The organism is Microbulbifer maximicatervae (SeqCode), from assembly GCF_052467385.1.
Map to the genome: position 1 here is coordinate 399680 of NZ_CP174311.1, position 17113 is coordinate 416792.

The 17113-nt window shown below is 47.2% G+C and carries 15 protein-coding genes; 3 read left to right on the forward strand and 12 right to left on the reverse strand.

Going from position 1 to position 17113, the window contains the following annotated elements:
* Positions 1-23: 23 nt before the first annotated feature.
* The 8 genes from ACJJIR_RS01825 to ACJJIR_RS01860 all read right to left on the reverse strand — a co-directional run bounded on the left by ACJJIR_RS01825 (position 24) and on the right by ACJJIR_RS01860 (position 7525).
* Complete coding sequence (locus ACJJIR_RS01825; protein WP_444895935.1) at positions 24-323, reverse strand: hypothetical protein; 300 nt, start codon at positions 321-323, stop codon at positions 24-26.
* A 31-nt stretch (positions 324-354) separates the two neighbouring features.
* Positions 355-750, reverse strand: a complete 396-nt coding sequence (locus ACJJIR_RS01830; protein ID WP_444907120.1) for a hypothetical protein — start codon at positions 748-750, stop codon at positions 355-357.
* Positions 708-1052, reverse strand: coding sequence for a hypothetical protein (locus tag ACJJIR_RS01835; protein WP_444907121.1), 345 nt, complete (start codon positions 1050-1052; stop codon positions 708-710). Before ACJJIR_RS01835 ends, ACJJIR_RS01830 begins: the two co-directional genes overlap by 43 nt.
* 6 nt (positions 1053-1058) lie before the next feature.
* The gene (locus tag ACJJIR_RS01840; protein ID WP_444908397.1) at positions 1059-1370 is read right to left on the reverse strand and encodes a VCBS domain-containing protein; all 312 of its coding nucleotides are present in this window, start codon (positions 1368-1370) and stop codon (positions 1059-1061) included.
* Positions 1371-1585: 215 nt separating this feature from the next.
* Entirely contained in the window at positions 1586-1819 is a 234-nt protein-coding gene (locus tag ACJJIR_RS01845; RefSeq protein WP_444907122.1) for a hypothetical protein, read from the reverse strand.
* Between the two features lie 287 nt (positions 1820-2106).
* A complete protein-coding gene (locus tag ACJJIR_RS01850) occupies positions 2107-4278 on the reverse strand; it encodes a tetratricopeptide repeat protein (protein WP_444907123.1) in 2172 nt (723 codons plus the stop codon).
* A 3-nt stretch (positions 4279-4281) separates the two neighbouring features.
* Complete coding sequence (locus ACJJIR_RS01855) at positions 4282-6279, reverse strand: DUF3857 domain-containing transglutaminase family protein (protein WP_444907124.1); 1998 nt, start codon at positions 6277-6279, stop codon at positions 4282-4284.
* Between the two features lie 397 nt (positions 6280-6676).
* Positions 6677-7525, reverse strand: coding sequence for a DUF3014 domain-containing protein (locus ACJJIR_RS01860; RefSeq protein WP_444907125.1), 849 nt, complete (start codon positions 7523-7525; stop codon positions 6677-6679).
* Between the two features lie 270 nt (positions 7526-7795).
* Here ACJJIR_RS01860 and ACJJIR_RS01865 point away from each other — a divergent pair, with 270 nt between their 5' ends.
* The gene (locus ACJJIR_RS01865; protein WP_444907126.1) at positions 7796-9442 is read left to right on the forward strand and encodes an alpha-amylase family glycosyl hydrolase; all 1647 of its coding nucleotides are present in this window, start codon (positions 7796-7798) and stop codon (positions 9440-9442) included.
* Between the two features lie 67 nt (positions 9443-9509).
* Here ACJJIR_RS01865 and ACJJIR_RS01870 read toward each other — a convergent pair whose 3' ends face one another.
* The 3 genes from ACJJIR_RS01870 to ACJJIR_RS01880 form a co-directional block, all read right to left on the reverse strand.
* Entirely contained in the window at positions 9510-10361 is an 852-nt protein-coding gene (locus ACJJIR_RS01870; RefSeq protein ID WP_444907127.1) for a universal stress protein, read from the reverse strand.
* A gap of 471 nt (positions 10362-10832) precedes the next feature.
* Positions 10833-11372 (reverse strand): hypothetical protein, encoded by a 540-nt coding sequence (locus ACJJIR_RS01875; RefSeq protein ID WP_444907128.1) that lies wholly within the window; start codon positions 11370-11372, stop codon positions 10833-10835.
* Positions 11373-12131: 759 nt separating this feature from the next.
* Entirely contained in the window at positions 12132-12461 is a 330-nt protein-coding gene (locus tag ACJJIR_RS01880) for a hypothetical protein (RefSeq protein WP_413663504.1), read from the reverse strand.
* 249 nt (positions 12462-12710) lie between these two features.
* Between ACJJIR_RS01880 and ACJJIR_RS01885 the strand changes: the two genes are divergently transcribed.
* Together ACJJIR_RS01885 and ACJJIR_RS01890 are read left to right on the forward strand one after the other, a co-directional pair.
* The gene (locus ACJJIR_RS01885; RefSeq protein WP_444907129.1) at positions 12711-12869 is read left to right on the forward strand and encodes an ADP-ribosylglycohydrolase family protein; all 159 of its coding nucleotides are present in this window, start codon (positions 12711-12713) and stop codon (positions 12867-12869) included.
* Positions 12870-13767: 898 nt separating this feature from the next.
* On the forward strand, positions 13768-16320 hold the full coding sequence (locus ACJJIR_RS01890) for an alpha amylase C-terminal domain-containing protein (RefSeq protein WP_444907130.1): 2553 nt from the start codon (positions 13768-13770) through the stop codon (positions 16318-16320).
* A 47-nt stretch (positions 16321-16367) separates the two neighbouring features.
* Here ACJJIR_RS01890 and ACJJIR_RS01895 read toward each other — a convergent pair whose 3' ends face one another.
* Complete coding sequence (locus ACJJIR_RS01895; RefSeq protein WP_444907131.1) at positions 16368-17006, reverse strand: hypothetical protein; 639 nt, start codon at positions 17004-17006, stop codon at positions 16368-16370.
* Between the last annotated feature and the right edge of the window lie 107 nt (positions 17007-17113).

Below are 17113 nucleotides of genomic sequence, written 5' to 3' on the forward strand. Positions count from 1 at the left end.
AATCGTTTTTAATTAATAAATGACTATTCGCTATCCTTTACTTCTATTTTCTCTGATTCTTTTATACGTAGTATGTGCTTTTCTCCACGCTCACCACGAATTTTAACCCGATCTCCAGATTTCATACCTTTGAGCTTGGCCTCATCGGCATCCAGGAAAAAGTAGCGGCCAGTCTGCTCATCTTTCAGGGAAAACTTACGCTCGGATTTTCCCGTTTCAAAATCTTCAGAGATAATTTCTTCCAAGGTGCCAGTTACAATCTCCTCTGCTTGTACAAACAGGGAGAAGCTCAATGCAAACGCTATTAGAATGAACTTTTTCATAGTATTTATCCTACGGTAACGGATTTACAGTCTAATCACTGTAACTGACTAAGATAGTGGCCGACTGTTTGTCTGAGGCCACAGATTGAAACTCAATGGTTAAGCCAATATTTGAGTCGGTAAAGCTATCTCCTGGCTCCTTGAGTTCTGCTACATGGTTAAAGAGTCTATTATCGAGATAATGAACGGATACTGAATTTTCCATATGAGACGATGGGTTCAGTATGTCATGGCTAACATGGTAGTTCACGTAGTAGTAGTCTTCTCCATTCCGACTACCCGCACTCTCAACTTTCAGCTGCTGGGGCAGATTTCCTGAGAGCTCTCCCGCAGTCAGCTCAATAGCCTCAATCTCCACCTCTTCTGTGCTGCCGGCGGTCTGGGTTACCGTTTGGGTATATTCGGGGAATAAATCATACCAGCCCATGTACTCTCGGTGACCACTGCCAAATAAGCGCGAAGTCCAGGCATTCCCCATAAAGCTCCCATCTGTTCCATACTCGCTTTCGCCACTATCGAAGGTATCGCTATCATTGTTGTCATCATTGCCGGCATGGCTGAGTCCAATGGAGCGGGCTGGTCAGCACTTAAAGTGCCACCGTCCAGGCTATCCGGAATGTTGTAACTGATACAGTCAATGGAGCTATCTTCATTGCTACCTTCTCCATAGCAGTAATGTTCCAGGGAGCTGTCACTGATGAAATGACCCAGGAATTTTAGATGTCCCAATGAATTCTATAGATAGGAATTATCGAGAGAACCCTCATCGAGGGTCATATCTGCAATATCAGAGATGTCAATAGTATACGTAGGTGCAGCATCAGAGAAGTTTATGAAAATGAATACGATACTGCTTTCATCTGGCTCTAAAGTGACAACATAGAAGATATTAGATTGAGTAGTGCCATCGCTAAGTTGAAATGAAATAGTATCTTCTGTGGTCTCACCATTATTAAAATTATCTACGGAGTCATTCAGGCTGTATTCCCAGTCCTCACTGCGAGATAATTCTAAATCACCGTATGAGCTGTGAATAGTTTTCTCAATGAACTCCGGTGTGTTCCCATCGAAACCCTCTCAATGGAATGTACTTGAAGCAATTTCCTTCCCTTCAACAATTAGAGTGGCCAGCGGGGTTAAAAGTATAGGTATCATAGTATTCAATGATGGAAATGGATATGGTCGCTTCTGAGTCACTGGAGCCAATGCCAATACTGAATTTGTCGATAGCTATTTCTGCGTCTGCAATGAGGTCGGATAGCTCACTGTTCAGAGTGTAAATCCAGCTGCCATGAGATTGTGATCTTGTCATCTTCATTGACGTTGCCACCGCTTATGCTAGGGGAGCCATCGCCCTTGGAGTTTGCTCCTGAATCGCTATCGCTGCTTACAGGAGTGCCGTCAGGTTCGTTGTCATTGGAGCTTCCGCCCCCACTGCAAGCAGCAAGAAATACAGATAAACTGATAGCCGTGAGTAACTTCAGTGAATAGGTCATATCGCCTCGATAGATCCGTTAAACCAAATGTAATTGGCGCGGAGTATAAAGAGCTGTCAGTCATATTCTGTGATGGCTGGCTTGCTTTTGAGGCTGATCTTTTGCTTGAGCAAAAAATGGTGCTATCGGTCGCACCTAGAAATTTTTGTCAATAAAAATAAAGAAAATAGGTCGGAAAATAGTTGGGGATTTTAAGGTAGGAAAAAGAGTGGTTTGGGAGGCTGTTGGCAAAATAAAGTTGAACGCGGTCAACTATTCGCTGTGAATAGTCGACCGCAAAAATAATCTTATTCTGCAGGGAGTCCACTCAGAAACTGTTTTAAGTGTGAGACATTGCACTCTTCTGTGTCAGTGCAGTTTTTCAGGAATTGTTTCAACTGTTGGTCGTCACTTTGTTCGGTAGCCAAATTCAAATAGTAACGTACCTGATCAAGGTTTTTGCCTGGATTTTCGTCTTGACTATAGGCCTCAGCAATTTTCAGTGAAGCTATGCCATGCCCTCTCTTTGAGGCTTCCTCGTAGAGTGACATTGCTCGATCTAGATTAACTTCTACACCAAGCCCCTGTTCATACATACGGGCTTGGTTAAAGTATCCATACTTTGAATTTTGATTCGCTGCCTGCTCGAACCAATGAAGAGCCTCGGGATAGTTATTGAAAGAATCACTACCGGAGTCCAAATATATGAGCCCCAGCTTATTCATAGCGCTTGCTAATCCCCTCTCTGCTGCTTGAGTGTAATAATAGATTGCCTGTTCCAGGTCCCTTTCTACTCCGTTACCTGCCTCGTAGAGTCCGGCCAACCTGGCACTGGAGTTGGCTGAGCCTTCTGCAGCTGCGAGCCTATAAAGTTGTGCTGCATGGGTCGGATTTTGTTCCACTCCATAACCATTTTCGGCGGAGTAACCCATATTGGTAATACACTCCAGGTGGCCGGCCCGTCCACACAATAAATACCAGGCATAGGCAATCTCGGCGTTGGCGTCTGCAATAATATTCTTGGAGTGCAGTATCCCCATTTTTAATTGTGCGGGAAGATGATTACGATATGCCGCAGCTTGATAGTCCCTGATAGATTGATTGATATTAGCCGGCTGGCCATGGGCGCCTAGTTGTGTGATACGCCCTCTCTCAAAGAGTGCGGCGGGATTGCCTGCAATTGCGGCCTCATTGAGAAGTGCCATGCCCTCACTGGCTTCTTTTTTCTCCTCCAGCAGGTAGCTGGCATAAAAAAACTGGGCTGGTGAAAAGCCATTACCGGAAGCTTTTTGAATAAGCTGTTCAAATTGATAGTAATTATTCTGCTCAAGGTAACCAATAGCCTGGGTAAAGTGGGCTACGGGGTAACCTTTATTAGCGCTGGCTTGCAAGAATTGTACAGCACCGGATTCATTAGCTGAGTTAAATTCCTCTGACGCAAAAAGGGAGTAGAGTTCATACTCCACCTGGCCTTTCTTCAAGTGTTGTTCGGCACTGGAGAGTAGTGAAGTTGCTAATTCTTTGTCCGGATCAATTCCCAGGCCCATAAAGGCTATATAGGCTAGGTAAACCTTCGCCTCTTCGAGCCCCAAGTCCGCAGCAGCAACAAATAATTGTGCGCACTCGTTAACTGCGAATTTTTCAGTTTTGCCACTGAGACACAGCCGCCCTAAACTGATATTGGCGGAAATGGACCCCATAACAATAGCGTCCAGATAAGCTTGTTCAGCCTGTGGATACTGCCCCTCCGCATGAAACACAATGCCTTCGGCATGTCGAGCGGCATAATCTGTAGAGGCTAGTACCTGGATCACATCTGTATAGAGCTGATCTGATGTGCCGGCAAATGGATACCGGATCGCGAGCAGTCGATGTAGAAAGCGGGCATTATCGAAGTAGATTTTCGATACCTGATAGCCGCCTACTTCCTTTACGTTATAAACGCGGTATATAGCATTGCGACTATTTGCAAATTCAAAATAGCTATCAATAATTTCATAGCCGGATATGGTGAGCAGGTCTTCTGCATCTGCCCAGCTCCCGACCTCAAAGGCACTGTAGCTATACTCACCACTGCGTCCGGAGAGGATACCAGTAGCAATAAATTCAAACAGGTTTTTATGGTAGTTGGCTGCTTCTAACTGTCCCACAGACTCATAGCATTCTGCAGCGCTGAGATGGGGCGTTAGTGACAGGATGTTGTTGTTTGTTACGGCCTTCCAGTCCACGGCTTCACAAGACTTATCCCCAGATTCAATCGCGGATAGCTCCGCCTGGTAGCGCTCTCTGGCCGCGATATTATTCAGGGGTTGCTGAGACTCAAGATAGGCAACCCAGAAATCCTCATAAGCAACTGTATCTGGAGCGCTAGCAACTTGTTCGGTTAGCCGCCTTATTTCACTATCGCCGGGTTCGATGGAAGTGTGGGCCGCACAAGAGGCCAGTAAGTAAATAACGGGGGCAAAAAGGAATTTTTTCATTATTTACTTCCTGATCAGTGACTTAACCAGGTTTTTCATTGCCTTGCTGGTTTCCTGAGTATTCGAATTATCGCCCTTGGCCCAGAACTGATATTGAAGTGCTTCATCCAGTTTATCGAGTTGCTCCATATACTCGGCAATATCCGTATTGCGGACATGGTCCGCTTTGGATTTAAAGGCGTAGTTCACCGAGATGTTATTGCCAATATGATCGGAGGTTCTGGAGAAGGTGAACCAGGGATTGTCTATCTGTAGATCCTGGGATTCCTCTCTCCATAAAACCTCTCCAGTAATTTTGGCTACTGCTTTGTGGTTGATATCCACAGGATGTGCCAGCGCTAATGGGCTCTGGCGAATACGCTTCTGGGGGCTGGTAATATAAGAGGCGATACTGGAGCCATACAGTGAGAAAATCTTCCGAGCAGAGTTCAACTCGGCAAAATCACTGATCTCATATAGCTCCGATACCTGAAGTACATTTTCACCCCGATTGTCCTGGTGCTTGATATTGGATGTGATTTCAATACCGGGGTAGTAAGTTGCCATAAAGTTTGCGTAATTACTCTTTATGTATTCAGAGTCTGCTGACTGGAAAAATTGACGCATCTGCTCCGCTTTGAGAGCGCTGTAGGTGGACTCAACAGTTAGCCCTGCGGTATTGGCACCGGCATTGATTTCAAAATTTTCGGTGACATCCAGTTGCAGAGTGCCGTTGGCGGGATAAATCGTGGTTACTTGTTTTAATGCTCGGGTTCCCTTTCGAATGGGGAGTGCCAATTCATAATCAAAGAAGCCTTTGCTCTTGATATTGGAGCCCTGTCCGGAAGCGGTGCCGTCAACCCAATAATCTTGTCCATTGAGCTCAATGACGCTGATTACATGATCAAATGAACTGGGAGAGGGGATATCATTGGCAAGGTCACGACCGCGTCCTGAAGACACTAAAGCGGGGTAAGAGTTAACCCCCAGGTGAGACAACATGGCGGTTATTAATATGGCCTTGTCTTTACAGTCGCCATAGCGCTTATCCAAAGTCTCTCTCGGCGTTCGCGGTTGGTGTGAGTTGATTCCAAACTCGATCCCAAAGTAGCGAATATCCTCCTGAACGTAGGCAATAGCCTTGCTGACAGCTCCCTCAAGGCCTTCCTCTGCACGCCATTGATCCAATTGCCGGGTGAGTTCCTGTGGCAGGGAGAGGTCAATATCGTAGAGTGTCATTGCCCAGTCGTTTACTTCAGCCCAACTGTTATAGCCTGAATATTGGATGTAGTTGAATGGGTCATGCCAGTGAGGGTATTCCCCTTCCTGAAGTATCGGAGACACCTGCTTCAGGTCCAGTGTGTACTGGTAAGTGTCGTTATTGCGGGTAACGTTCACCGGTACTTTTTCATTGTTAAAACGGTAATTGAGCTTGTTGTCACTGGTAATTTTTACATAGCGCCTGTCGATGGCATCCGGCCATGACAAGTAGAAAGTACCAAAATCCCCGCGTTCAAAAATAGGATTGCTTCCCTCGAGTGTATAAGCGTAGGAGATTTTGTCACCGGGTCGGATATCCTTAAGAATGTAAAGCGCATTCCACATTTCAGAGTAGAGTTTGCTGGACAGCTCCTGCTCAGACTGGAATAACTTGAAGTCCTGTTTTTCCAGGCGATCAATCACTTGATCATTGCGGGTGACGGTAATTTCGTGAACGACCAGCTGCTGGAATGCGGGGTAAAAACTAATGTTCAGTTCCGATACCTGTTTAACCCCCTGCTGATTGAGGGGCTCCATCACCAACTGAAAATAGTATTGGTGTTGTTCGTTCGTATGGGATATCTGGGAGTTGCTCAGGTGATACCTAACACTGCCTTCGGGTGCAGTGACACTACTCGAGAGGTCGACGGCATCCACCCAAGTGGGTGTTGGGGCTATGTTAATTTCAGGGGTAGCCTGGGCCAGCGACACAGCAAATAAGAGAGTCACAGCCAGAATTTGGCCGAAGGAACGATATTTCAAAATGAGCCTCGATTGTTATCTACAGCCTATACCGGCGGAGACAGAATAGATCTTGGGTGGGGAGTAAGCAGGAGGGGCACGCAGGGCACCCTACGATTGATTCGCTCCTGTTGAACCCTGGATCTTCCCTATAGGGCAGTGCCTGTTGCCGTTTGGCCGCGGCGCTCCGTTACCGCTTGGTGTTGGGATCGTTTAGTGAACAGCCGGTAATATACCCCAATGGCTATGGGCTGAGTATCGGATGGGTATGACCGCTGGCGTTTTGAATAAGTTTTTCGGCGGTTCAAATTGATGAAGGCAGGGTTTGTTGTGTCCAGGCGACAAAATGGTTGAAAAACAACCGAATCTTGAAGGTGGGAGGCCACCCAGCTTGTAAGCTGAGTGACCTGAGATCTGCTTATTGGGTTTGCTCCTGAACGGGCATTTCTTCGAGCTTAGCCTTTATCTCTTTCAGCTTTTCCTTAATCCGGGCTGCATTGTCGGGGCCCATGCGGATCATCAGCTTTTGTATTCCAGGGAGTTTTTCCAGTTTTGGGTCGGCAAATTTGTAATACACCGACGGGCGTATCAATTGAATTGGGCCTTCAACATCTGGCGCTGCCAGTACATTGTCGATTGCTCCAATCACCACCTGGTGGAATGACTTGTTGCGAATCCCCAGCTCGCCGTAGGCCTGGGCTAAACGGGGGTACCAGTACTGATACAAGGTGATGATTGCATCAGTGTTAGCCAGTGCGAACAATCGTACTGGTTGGTCGTAACGGCGATAGTTCTCCGGGGACAGCTGGTAGCCTTCAGCGGATGACCCGGTAACGGTGATGGGGCCGCGAATGGTTTTCAGCGGGCGATGCTTGTGAATCAGCTCACCACGGGATGCTGCGTTGGCAGCGGCCACCCATTTACGTATTACTTCGTCGGGTACCAGCCAGCGGGACAGGGCGCCGTCGGGTGCCAAGGACATTAATTCGTCATATGCGGCCTTATCGCTCTCGTTCAGGGGGGGAGGCGGCTCTCTGCCGGGCTCCTCTTCAATGACCGGCTCCTCGGGCGGTTGGGCTGGTTCCTGGCTCTCAGGTTGTGCCAGGGCTTCTGGCTCGGGAGCAGTTTGGGGTTCTTCGACAACACCAATGGTGGGAATATCTTTTTTCTTTTCCTCGCCGGTCCAGAGCCAATAGGCTGCTGCAGCGACAACGACCACCACAATAATGCCGATGATCCACCCTTGCCTAGATTGTTGTTCCGACATTCCCTGCCTCCTTTGACTGCTAACAGAATGTGACGCTTGGACCACGACAAAGCGCTGCGGTTTCTCGCGATCTGCTGGTTTTACATTACTCTGCAAAAGCGCCGCTCGCAAAATAGTTTTACTATGGGGTAATTGCACAACCTTATTGCCGGTCTTATACCCTGCGCAGCACCTACGCCCCCGCGCGGGAGGATGTTTGATTTACTGGGCCTATTAGAGTGACCTGGGGAGCTTCTGAATAATTCTGAGCGGCGAATAAAAGAGAGAACAATGGGAAAATTCACCAGCTTATTGATTGGCCTGATGCTGGGTGGTGTACAAGCTGCCGTGGCTGCAGAGCCGGTAGATCCTTTTTGGCGCAATGCGACAGTCTATTTTATGTTGCCGGACCGTTTTAATAACGGCGATAGCAGCAATGACTTCCCCTACGGCCGCAAAGACGATGCGGCATACCTGCGTGGCTTTGAGGGAGGGGATCTGCGCGGCGTTATCGAGAAAATTGAAGCGGGGTATTTTAATGATCTCGGAGTCGATGCTATCTGGATGGCCCCGGTGATTGAGAACATCCATGGCTACAATGAGTCCGATAAACGCACCTACGCTTTCCATGGCTACTGGCCTAAGGACTGGACTGCCGTAGATGCCAACTTTGGCACTGAAGCAGAACTGGCGGAATTGATTGAGGTAGCTCACAGCCAGGGGATTCGCGTATTGCTGGATGTAATTCTCAATCACACCGGGCCAGTCACTGAACAGGATTCCAGATGGCCCTCGAGTTGGCTGCGCAATAGCCAGCAATGCGATTGGTCCGACTATGCCGGCAATATTGAGTGTGCAATTCACACGAACCTGACGGATATCCTCACGGAGAGCGAGAAAGATGTCGAGTTGCCGCCGCAACTGGTGGCAAAGTGGAAAAAAGAAGGCCGCCTGCAGCAAGAGCAGCGTGAACTGGATGCCTTTTTCGAGCGCACTGGCTATCCCCGCGCCCCCAAATATTACCTGATCAAGTGGTTAACCGACTGGGTGCGTGAATACGGTGTCGATGGTTTTCGTGTGGACACCGTCAAACACGTAGAGCCACAAGCCTGGGCAATACTGAAAAACGAAGCGGATATAGCCCTGGCGGAGTGGAAGGCTGAGAACCCGAAGAAGAAATTGGACGATCGCAATTTCTTTATGGTGGGTGAGGTTTACCATTTCGGCGTTAACAACTTTGGTCCCAGTGTTGGTCGCTCTTACGATTATAGCGACCGGAAAGTGGACTTTTATCAGTACGGTTTTGACAGTCTGATTAACTTCGATTTTGCTCAGGTTGCGGGCAAGCCAGCGGAGGATATTTTCTCCAGCTATTCCTCCTCCTTGAACAGTGGTGAACTAAAAGGGCTCGGTGTCCTAAATTATCTAGGCTCCCACGATGACCATCACTCATTTGACCGCGAGCGTCAGCACACACTGAGTGCCGCAAGTAAACTGATGTTGGCGCCCGGTGCAGTGCAGATATATTACGGTGATGAACTGGCGCGCCCCATGATTGATGATCGTGCATTTGGCGACGCCTCTATGCGCACCAATATGAACTGGGATGACTTGGAAAAGCCGGAAACCCGTGCATTGCTGGCTCATTGGCAGAAGCTTGGGCAGTTTCGTCGATCGCACCCGGCAGTTGGCGCTGGTGTACACCAGAAGCTGGAGGATAAGCCTTATACATTCTCCCGCACCTTATCTGGTGAGCAGCCGGTAGTTGTGGCGATGGAACTGTCCGCGGGTGAGAAGAGCGTATCAGTTAAAGGTGTGTTTGCCGATGGTATCGAACTGACCGATTACTATTCGGGCAAGCGAGCCAAAGTTGAGGATGGCAGGGTGAATTTCGATACAGAGGGAACTCTGCTACTGCTATCGGCTAAATCGCAGTAAATCCAAAAAAGAAAGCCCCTGCAGATAGCACTGCTGGGGCTTTCAGCATCCTTGAAAATGGGATGACTTAATCGTTATCCATCGTTGTTGTAGTGAACTGGTTACATACCATCACATCAACGTCTAACTGGCCAATTACACGCTCGGCAGTATTGCCACGCAGGAATGAACCGGTCTCGCCGTACTGATTCATGGTTCCCATCACGACCAGGTCTGCATCGATCTCACGAGCCACTTCCTCAACAACATCGCTGGTATAGCCGCGCTTTACGTGAATGCGATGGGTGGGGACACCAGTTTTATCGGCAAGCTTGGCCAAAGCACCGCGATCTGGGTAGAGCATGGAATCCAGGAAGGCGTTTACGAGGTGTAGCTCTGCTCCGTAATGACCTGCGATATAGGTCGCGCGTTCGCTGATCTGGCGATTGAGCTCGCGCTGCTCGAGGGTTTTTGCCTGGTAGTTAACGGTAGCCAATACAACTTTGCGCTCGTCCTTGGCGCCGGGGCGAATCAATACTACTGGGCAGCGCGCTGTTTTCAGGACTCGCCATTTGGATTCGGCGAAGGTAAAGCGACGGCTGCTCTTCGCGTGTACTGGTAGGTAGATCATTTCTGCGTTGCAACGCTTTGATTCCTGCACGATGGCCGCCTGCCAATCACTGGACCAGCAAACAGTGATCTCACAGGAAAGACCAGCTTCTGAGATGGGTTCACGAATTTGTTCACGGAACCACGACTCATCGCGAAATAGGTGGTCGTTAACTGCACGGGTATCCACTGCTTCACCATCAACTGCGACGAATACAGCCAGTCGCGGCTGAGGATTGCGTCCACGTGAAGTGATCAGGGCTCGCTCCAGAGCTACATGCTTCTCATCGTTAGGGTCCACTACAACGAATACGGTGCTTTGCTGCTCCATTTTTTCTCCTCAACTAAGCGTGTTACTGGCCAGTGCGACCTGCAGTTGACCAAGAGGTCTAATCTATCATGATGGGGTGGTCAGCCCGAGTACCTGACTGTCCCATTTGTCGAATTTGGCGCCTATCTCATCGAATAATTTTGTTGCGCATAATGGCGAAGTTGGGGGTGGGGGTATTGAGGTAGATCAAGTTTATAGGTAGCGCGTGCAAGCCCTACTACAACCAAAATGCGGGTGACCAGAATTCGAAATGTATTCTTGCCTGGTAGCGTTATTGAGAGCTGGTTGGAGTATGTTGGGATTGGAATTACCTAGAGAGTGGGGGGCTAACTACAACACCATAAGTAACTATCGGCTACAGGCTCTTTGAGTTAAGCCGTGATCGGTTCTTTTAGTCTTTCCCAAAGAAACTTACTCGGTGAAGAGGGAGCGCGCACTATACGCGCGTCCCTAGTGCTCAATTCGTAAGGTTTAGACTTCCCGATACTGGTCAATGAGCGCTTTGATATTTTTCTTAAGTACAGCGCCAATATCTCCACCTGCACCGCCCACGGACAGATCACTATCGGCGTGAGCCTTGTATTTAACATCACCGGTTTCGGAGTCCTTAACAGTCAGGACAGAGTCAACGCCTCCCTTTCCTGCGCCAAAGCCAACAGCCCAGCGCAATGCGCGATTTCCGTATTGAACCTTCACATCAAGATTAACGAGCAAAGTCTTGCCTTCAGCTTCATCTAAGGAATTGACGAGTTGATAATCGCTCTCTCTGGCAAATTCCTCGAGTTCACTGCGGGTATGGAGCTCCCAACTTTTCATTTTTTCCTGTAGGGCACTATTGTTTTTGGCTGCACTTTCATTTGAGTACACCCTTACATCTTGTATTAATATATTTTTATAGTCTTCAAAACTTTGCGCTTGAACGTCTGTTTTTACGTGTGCGACACCACATCCGTATAAAGCTGAAAGTGTCACTGCAAGGCAAAACACCTTTATCCCTTTGAAAAATTTCATCCTTTTCCCCTTAATTTGAATATAAAAGCTGAAGCTTCATAGTAGGGATCGAGCCCTAGCTGTCTATTTCAGTTACCGGCTGAGCGGTTTTATAGTTAGTGCAGATGGAATGAACTACATGTTCACTGCCCGGTAAGTTTACAAGGAAAATACATTACTTTCTCTACTGATAAGGTGAGATCACACTTGAATGAAGCTATGGTGCCAAGTTGTAAGGCAATTTCCTTCAGATACACTATGCCAAAACTTGAGCCTGCAGTCTGAGGAACTAATCAAAATTGTCTACCGCAATAGCTTAGATGCATAGCAGGTTTTGTATGGCAGATTGCCACATCTGCTGTAGGAGGTAGGTAGATAAACTAAGTGATTTGGGTGTTTAAGTGACAAATTGAAGTGTTTTTAGAAAGGTTCTATGTTTAACGCCCGTCCCTCTTGCTAGCGACTGGTAGAGAGATCAAAACGCAAAACATGTATTTGTACCGTCGTTTGTTATATATTTTTAGCTACTGATTGAACTGACACAAATCCAGTTCCTGACCATTAAGGTAGCCGTACTGGGTACCTAAAACGTAGTTAAACAAAATGTAAGCCCTGAAATGTCTCAGAGGTGTAGTTCATTGGCTAGTTATATGCTATTTATCAATTAGCAATTTCTTTATTCATTCTACTTGGCTCATAACGCGCTATAAAAGGTTTAAGCGTTACAGAGAAACTGCGAAGTGAAGCTCCAGCCCTGTCGGAGTGACTTTCATTAATTTATTATGAATTTTCGATATTCCAGTTGTCTACGACATTTGAGTAGATTAATTCTCTAATGCTAATTATTAACGTCGATATACCCAGGGCTAGCGCACCTATACCCAGTTTGAAAGTGTAGTCGCATAGCGAACTAGATAACTCGACTAGCCGGAAGCAGTTTAACTTTTCGCTTAGCACCATTTCATCTTGTGCAACAGTAAATACGCCTTTGCAAAAATCTTTAATATCAAAATGAGCACAAGAAGATGCAGCACCGAGTGCGTACCATGCAACAAATCCAGATAATAAGGCAAGTGAAAGAAAAGTTACTTGCCGCTTGCTAAATTTCAATTACTGCCTCCATTTACACTTGTCGAACAGTCGAGTAATTTCTTGTAAGCCCAGCGCACATAATGCAGGATTATGTCGATTTTCTCGATATCCTTGATGCAATATTACTCTAGACTACGGTAAATAAGGCATTACTACAGCTATAACGGAGCTGTGTAAACATCCAAATCATATGGAGACGCTATAGCTATAGAGTTGGCTGAAGAGCTTGCTCGTGGAGATAGACCTTGAGGTCGGGCGATTGAACAGGTGGGGGAAGGTTGGGTGGCTGAAGAGGCTCTTGTTATTTCAGTTTACTGTGCCCTTAAAGCTCCAAGCTTCAAAGAAGCGTTGCTGATGGCTGTTAATCACGATGGCGATTTAGATTCTACAGGCTCTATTAGCGGAATCCTGATTGGTGCCAATTAGGGTGTGGGTGCAATTCTTGCAAACTGGTTGGCTCAACTTGAGCTATCTGATGAGATATCAGAAATAGGTCAGGATCTACTGGAGTTTCGAGATTGGCCTGTAAGTGAGTTTGATGAACACTGCGATTATGCTCATGGAATAACTAAGAAATATCTGGGGTATTAATTTCTATCTAACTAGAGTCATCGCTAAGAAGTGCTCACATACCGTCATTACTTCAAGCATTTAAAGCTAGAGTTGTGAGTGATTCTGTTTTCCCGTCTGTTTAAATTTTGGTCTTAAAAGCCAAATTATCTTCGCTATTTAGACCTGTAGCACAAATATCTACTACGCCCCCTATAGGGAGGATGTGCTCTCAAGCACTGATTATTAGCCTTCCAAATGCCCGAATAGTTGTAATTTCGGGTTTGCAGTAGCACAGGAGGTGCATATTACCGCTGCTGTTCGGTATCTGTTCACACACTACCGGTTTATTGATGCCTTTGGTGGTCTGTGGATATCTCAGGATGAGTGATCAATTGGCCGGGTATTGAAATCCAGCAGTTTAGATACTGCGTAGTTGGGGTTTCCAAATATCTGGCTTGAATTGCAAAAAATAATAAATGGTCACCTGTGATGATAAGCCTGAACTTTTCTTCGCCGCTTGCGGTGCTTCCCACAAATTCTTTTCTTGAGCGAATGCCTATTGGTTGTGTCGCCTGAGGAGAATATTTCTAGATCCTACTGTGGGGCGAATGCAATCCAAGTATTTGCAAGTGCCTGGGAAAAGGTGTGCTTATAAGTTGACCCTACTTATGTAGAAATGAAGAACCATTAATCATTGGTAGGCAACTGCCTCCGGGGTTCTCCTTACACAAAAAAGATAACGACTAAAGATGAGAGAAAAAGGAAAGCTAAAATGAAAAAACAATTTCCGTTAAAAGGGCTTCTGGGAGGCGCGAGTATCGTACTCGGAGCCATGTCCAGTACCCATGCCAGCGCAGGCACGGCCTTTGTACACCTGTTCGAATGGAGCTGGAATGATATCGCCAGTGAATGTGAGGAGTTCCTGGGGCCGAAAGGTTTTGACGCGGTGCAGATCTCCCCGCCCCATGAACATATCAGCCACTCCACCTGGTGGGCGCGCTACCAGCCGGTTTCCTACACTAACCTGACCAGCCGCAGCGGTACCGAGGCTGAGTTACAGAGCATGATCAGCCGCTGTAATGCGGCAGGTGTAAAAGTCTACGCAGATGTAGTCATCAACCATACGGCGGCCTGGAATGGTGGAGGCACGGGTTGGGGCGGTACCGAGTGGACATTGTTGAATCATCCAGGTGAGTTTTCCTCTTGGGATTATCACTCCGATTGCACTATTGATAACTATAGCGATGCGAATAATGTCTGGAATTGCCGCTTGAGTGGACTTCCAGATTTGGATACTGGTTCCAGTTATGTTCAGCAGACCCTGGCCGATTACCTAAATAAATTACAGGGTATGGGCGTTGATGGTTTCCGTGTAGATGCGGTTAAGCATATGTCTCCCAGCGATATGTACAGCATCATGAGTAAAGCTGGTAATCCCTGGATCTTTTCTGAAGTTATCGGCGCAGCTGGCGAAGCCTCTGAAATCCAGCCATCAAATTATACATTCCTGGGCCGTGTGACTGAATTTAAGTACGGCACTGATGTAGCGAGTAATTTTAACGGGCAAATTAAAAACCTCGCCAGTATTGGCGAGAGTTGGGGACTTTTATCTTCCAGCGATGCAGTTCACTTTATTGACAACCACGATCGTGAACGTGGCCACGGTGGTGGCGGTAACCTGACCTATCACGATGGCTACAAGTATAACCTGGCCAATGTTTTTATGTTGGCACACCCCTATGGCTATCCGAAGGTAATGTCAGGTTATGACTTTACCGATACCGATATTGGTCCCCCCAATACTGGTCCGGAGAGTTGTGAAAACAACGAATGGGTATGTCAGCACCGATGGGGCAATATTGCCAATATGGTGGGTTTCCGTAACTACACCGACGGCACCAGTATGGAAAATTGGTGGGATAACGGAGATAACCAGATTGCCTTTGGACGCGGTGATAAAGGCTATGTCGTTATCAATAACGAGGGTAATTCTTTCAGCCAGACACTGTATACAGGCCTTCCTGCTGGGGACTACTGCAATGTCCTGGCGGGAGATGATGAGTGCAGTGGCGATGTTATTTCCGTAGGCAGCAATGGCTATGCCACTTTCAATGTTGCAGCTTATTCCGCTGCTGCCATTCACGGTGGGCAGCTATCTGGTCCCTGTGGTGATGAATGTTCTGGTACAGGTTTCCCCAGCCTTTATTTCCGTGGCACAGCAAATAATTGGGAAGCAACGGCTTTTGAATTGGTAGCAGATAATACCTGGCAATTGGTGGTCAATTTTGATGGCCAGGCAGACCAACGCTTTAAGTTGGATATCTATGGTGACTGGGCCGAAAATTACGGTGACGATGGTGCTGATGGCACGCTGGATCAAACCGGAGAAGATATCTATACCTCTGTAACCGGTAACTACTTAATTGAAGTAAATGATGAGACTCTGGCCTATTCGATCACCGAGGTCTCTTCCCAGCAAGCACCCACTGCAAGTGTGACTCCAGTATCCAGCACAGTAGAGGTCAATCAGAGTGTCACCCTGGATGCCAGCAGCTCTACTGATAGCGACGGTAGTGTGATTTCCTATAGCTGGAGCAGTGGTGGTAGTTCTTCCTCGAAAACTTTGAGCTTCGCCAGTGCGGGCACTTATACCGAGACAGTCACTGTTACTGACAACGATGGCCTGACCGATAGTGCTACGGCAACCATTACCGTGACTGATCCCAATGCTGGTTATGCTCAAAACTTTACGGCATTAAATTTCCGCGGTACGCCCAATAGCTGGGGCACTCAGGCGATGACCCTCGTTGCAGATAATACCTGGCGTGCCACTGTGGTGTTTGATGGCAGCAGTAACCAGCGCTTTAAGTTTGATGTCAGCAGTGACTGGGCTGAAAACTACGGGGATAACAATGCGGACGGCTCTCTGGAGCAGGGTGGGGATGATATCTACACCGATGTATCAGGTACCTATATTGTTGAGGTTAATGATGAAACCCTGAGCTACAGCCTGACCTGTGCAGACTGTGGTAGTTACGCATCCAACTTTTCCTCACTTTATTTCCGTGGCACACCAAATAGTTGGGGTGCTGACGCTATGGAATTAGTTGCCGACAATACCTGGGAAATCCAGGTAAATTTTGATGGTCAATCCCAGCAGCGTTTCAAATTCGATGTTAATGCTGACTGGAGTGAAAACTATGGCGATAGCGACTCCGATGGCGACTTGGAGCAGGGTGGATCTGATATCTACACTTCTGTAAGCGGAAGCTACAAGGTGCAGGTGAATGATCAAACCATGATTTATAGTGTGATTGCACTGTAATTGATAAGAGCCTGCAGGCCAGGAAGTTGGTCTGCAGGCTTCTTTAGTTATTTATTTTCTTTTTCTTTAGCCAGCAGAGCTTGTTGTAGCGCCTGCAATTTTGCAATCTCTTCTTGATTTAACTTTGGGTTCGATTCACAACGAGGATCGGTTTTTTGCAGCAAGGCCAGTATTTCTTTTGTTAATGATATGGGTTCACAGCCGTGTCCGGTCTCGCAAATTAAATCCCACTGCGGTTTGGCCTGGACATGACAGGCAAAGCAGTTACCTCCAAAACGGTTAACTACATCAACAAAACCTCGGTTACGGATTTTGCTGCCTTCCTCAGAAACATCCAGTTCAAAAAACTCCCAATCTTTAGTGGCGGGGTTAAAGCCCTTTTGGTGTTTGACCATCACCTCCCCGGGGACTAACTGGACCACTGATCCAGGAGGATAAACACCTCCAGTGCTGGAGTTTGCGACCTCTAGAGTCCCATCCAGATCTCCCAGTAAATTATCCACATAAAACCCCCGCACCTTGGTCATATCTCGGATGCAGTTAAAAGTCTCGTCTGTCACCTGGATCGGTGCTTCGCTCTGTTCAGCCTTGTTAGTTTCAGCCAGTGCAGAAATTGCAGCTGATACTAAAAGTGCTGTTAAAAGTAGATTTAGTGGTGAAAAATAGCGGCTAGGTTGTCGGTTCATAATCTCCCCTTGCATATCAATTTCGGCTTTTATTTAGATTGTCCACAATATAATTGTGGGCAATATACATGGGGTAGTGTTTATGTCAAGCGAGTTACCTGATGAGT

Coding starts and splice junctions, on each gene's coding strand:
- ACJJIR_RS01825 (WP_444895935.1), bottom strand. CDS start 323: ATGAAAAAGTTCATTCTAATAGCGTTTGCATTGAGCTTCTCCCTGTTT.
- ACJJIR_RS01830 (WP_444907120.1), bottom strand. CDS start 750: ATGGGCTGGTATGATTTATTCCCCGAATATACCCAAACGGTAACCCAG.
- ACJJIR_RS01845 (WP_444907122.1), bottom strand. CDS start 1,819: ATGACCTATTCACTGAAGTTACTCACGGCTATCAGTTTATCTGTATTT.
- ACJJIR_RS01850 (WP_444907123.1), bottom strand. CDS start 4,278: ATGAAAAAATTCCTTTTTGCCCCCGTTATTTACTTACTGGCCTCTTGT.
- ACJJIR_RS01860 (WP_444907125.1), bottom strand. CDS start 7,525: ATGTCGGAACAACAATCTAGGCAAGGGTGGATCATCGGCATTATTGTG.
- ACJJIR_RS01865 (WP_444907126.1), top strand. CDS start 7,796: ATGGGAAAATTCACCAGCTTATTGATTGGCCTGATGCTGGGTGGTGTA.
- ACJJIR_RS01870 (WP_444907127.1), bottom strand. CDS start 10,361: ATGGAGCAGCAAAGCACCGTATTCGTTGTAGTGGACCCTAACGATGAG.
- ACJJIR_RS01875 (WP_444907128.1), bottom strand. CDS start 11,372: ATGAAATTTTTCAAAGGGATAAAGGTGTTTTGCCTTGCAGTGACACTT.
- ACJJIR_RS01890 (WP_444907130.1), top strand. CDS start 13,768: ATGAAAAAACAATTTCCGTTAAAAGGGCTTCTGGGAGGCGCGAGTATC.
- ACJJIR_RS01895 (WP_444907131.1), bottom strand. CDS start 17,006: ATGAACCGACAACCTAGCCGCTATTTTTCACCACTAAATCTACTTTTA.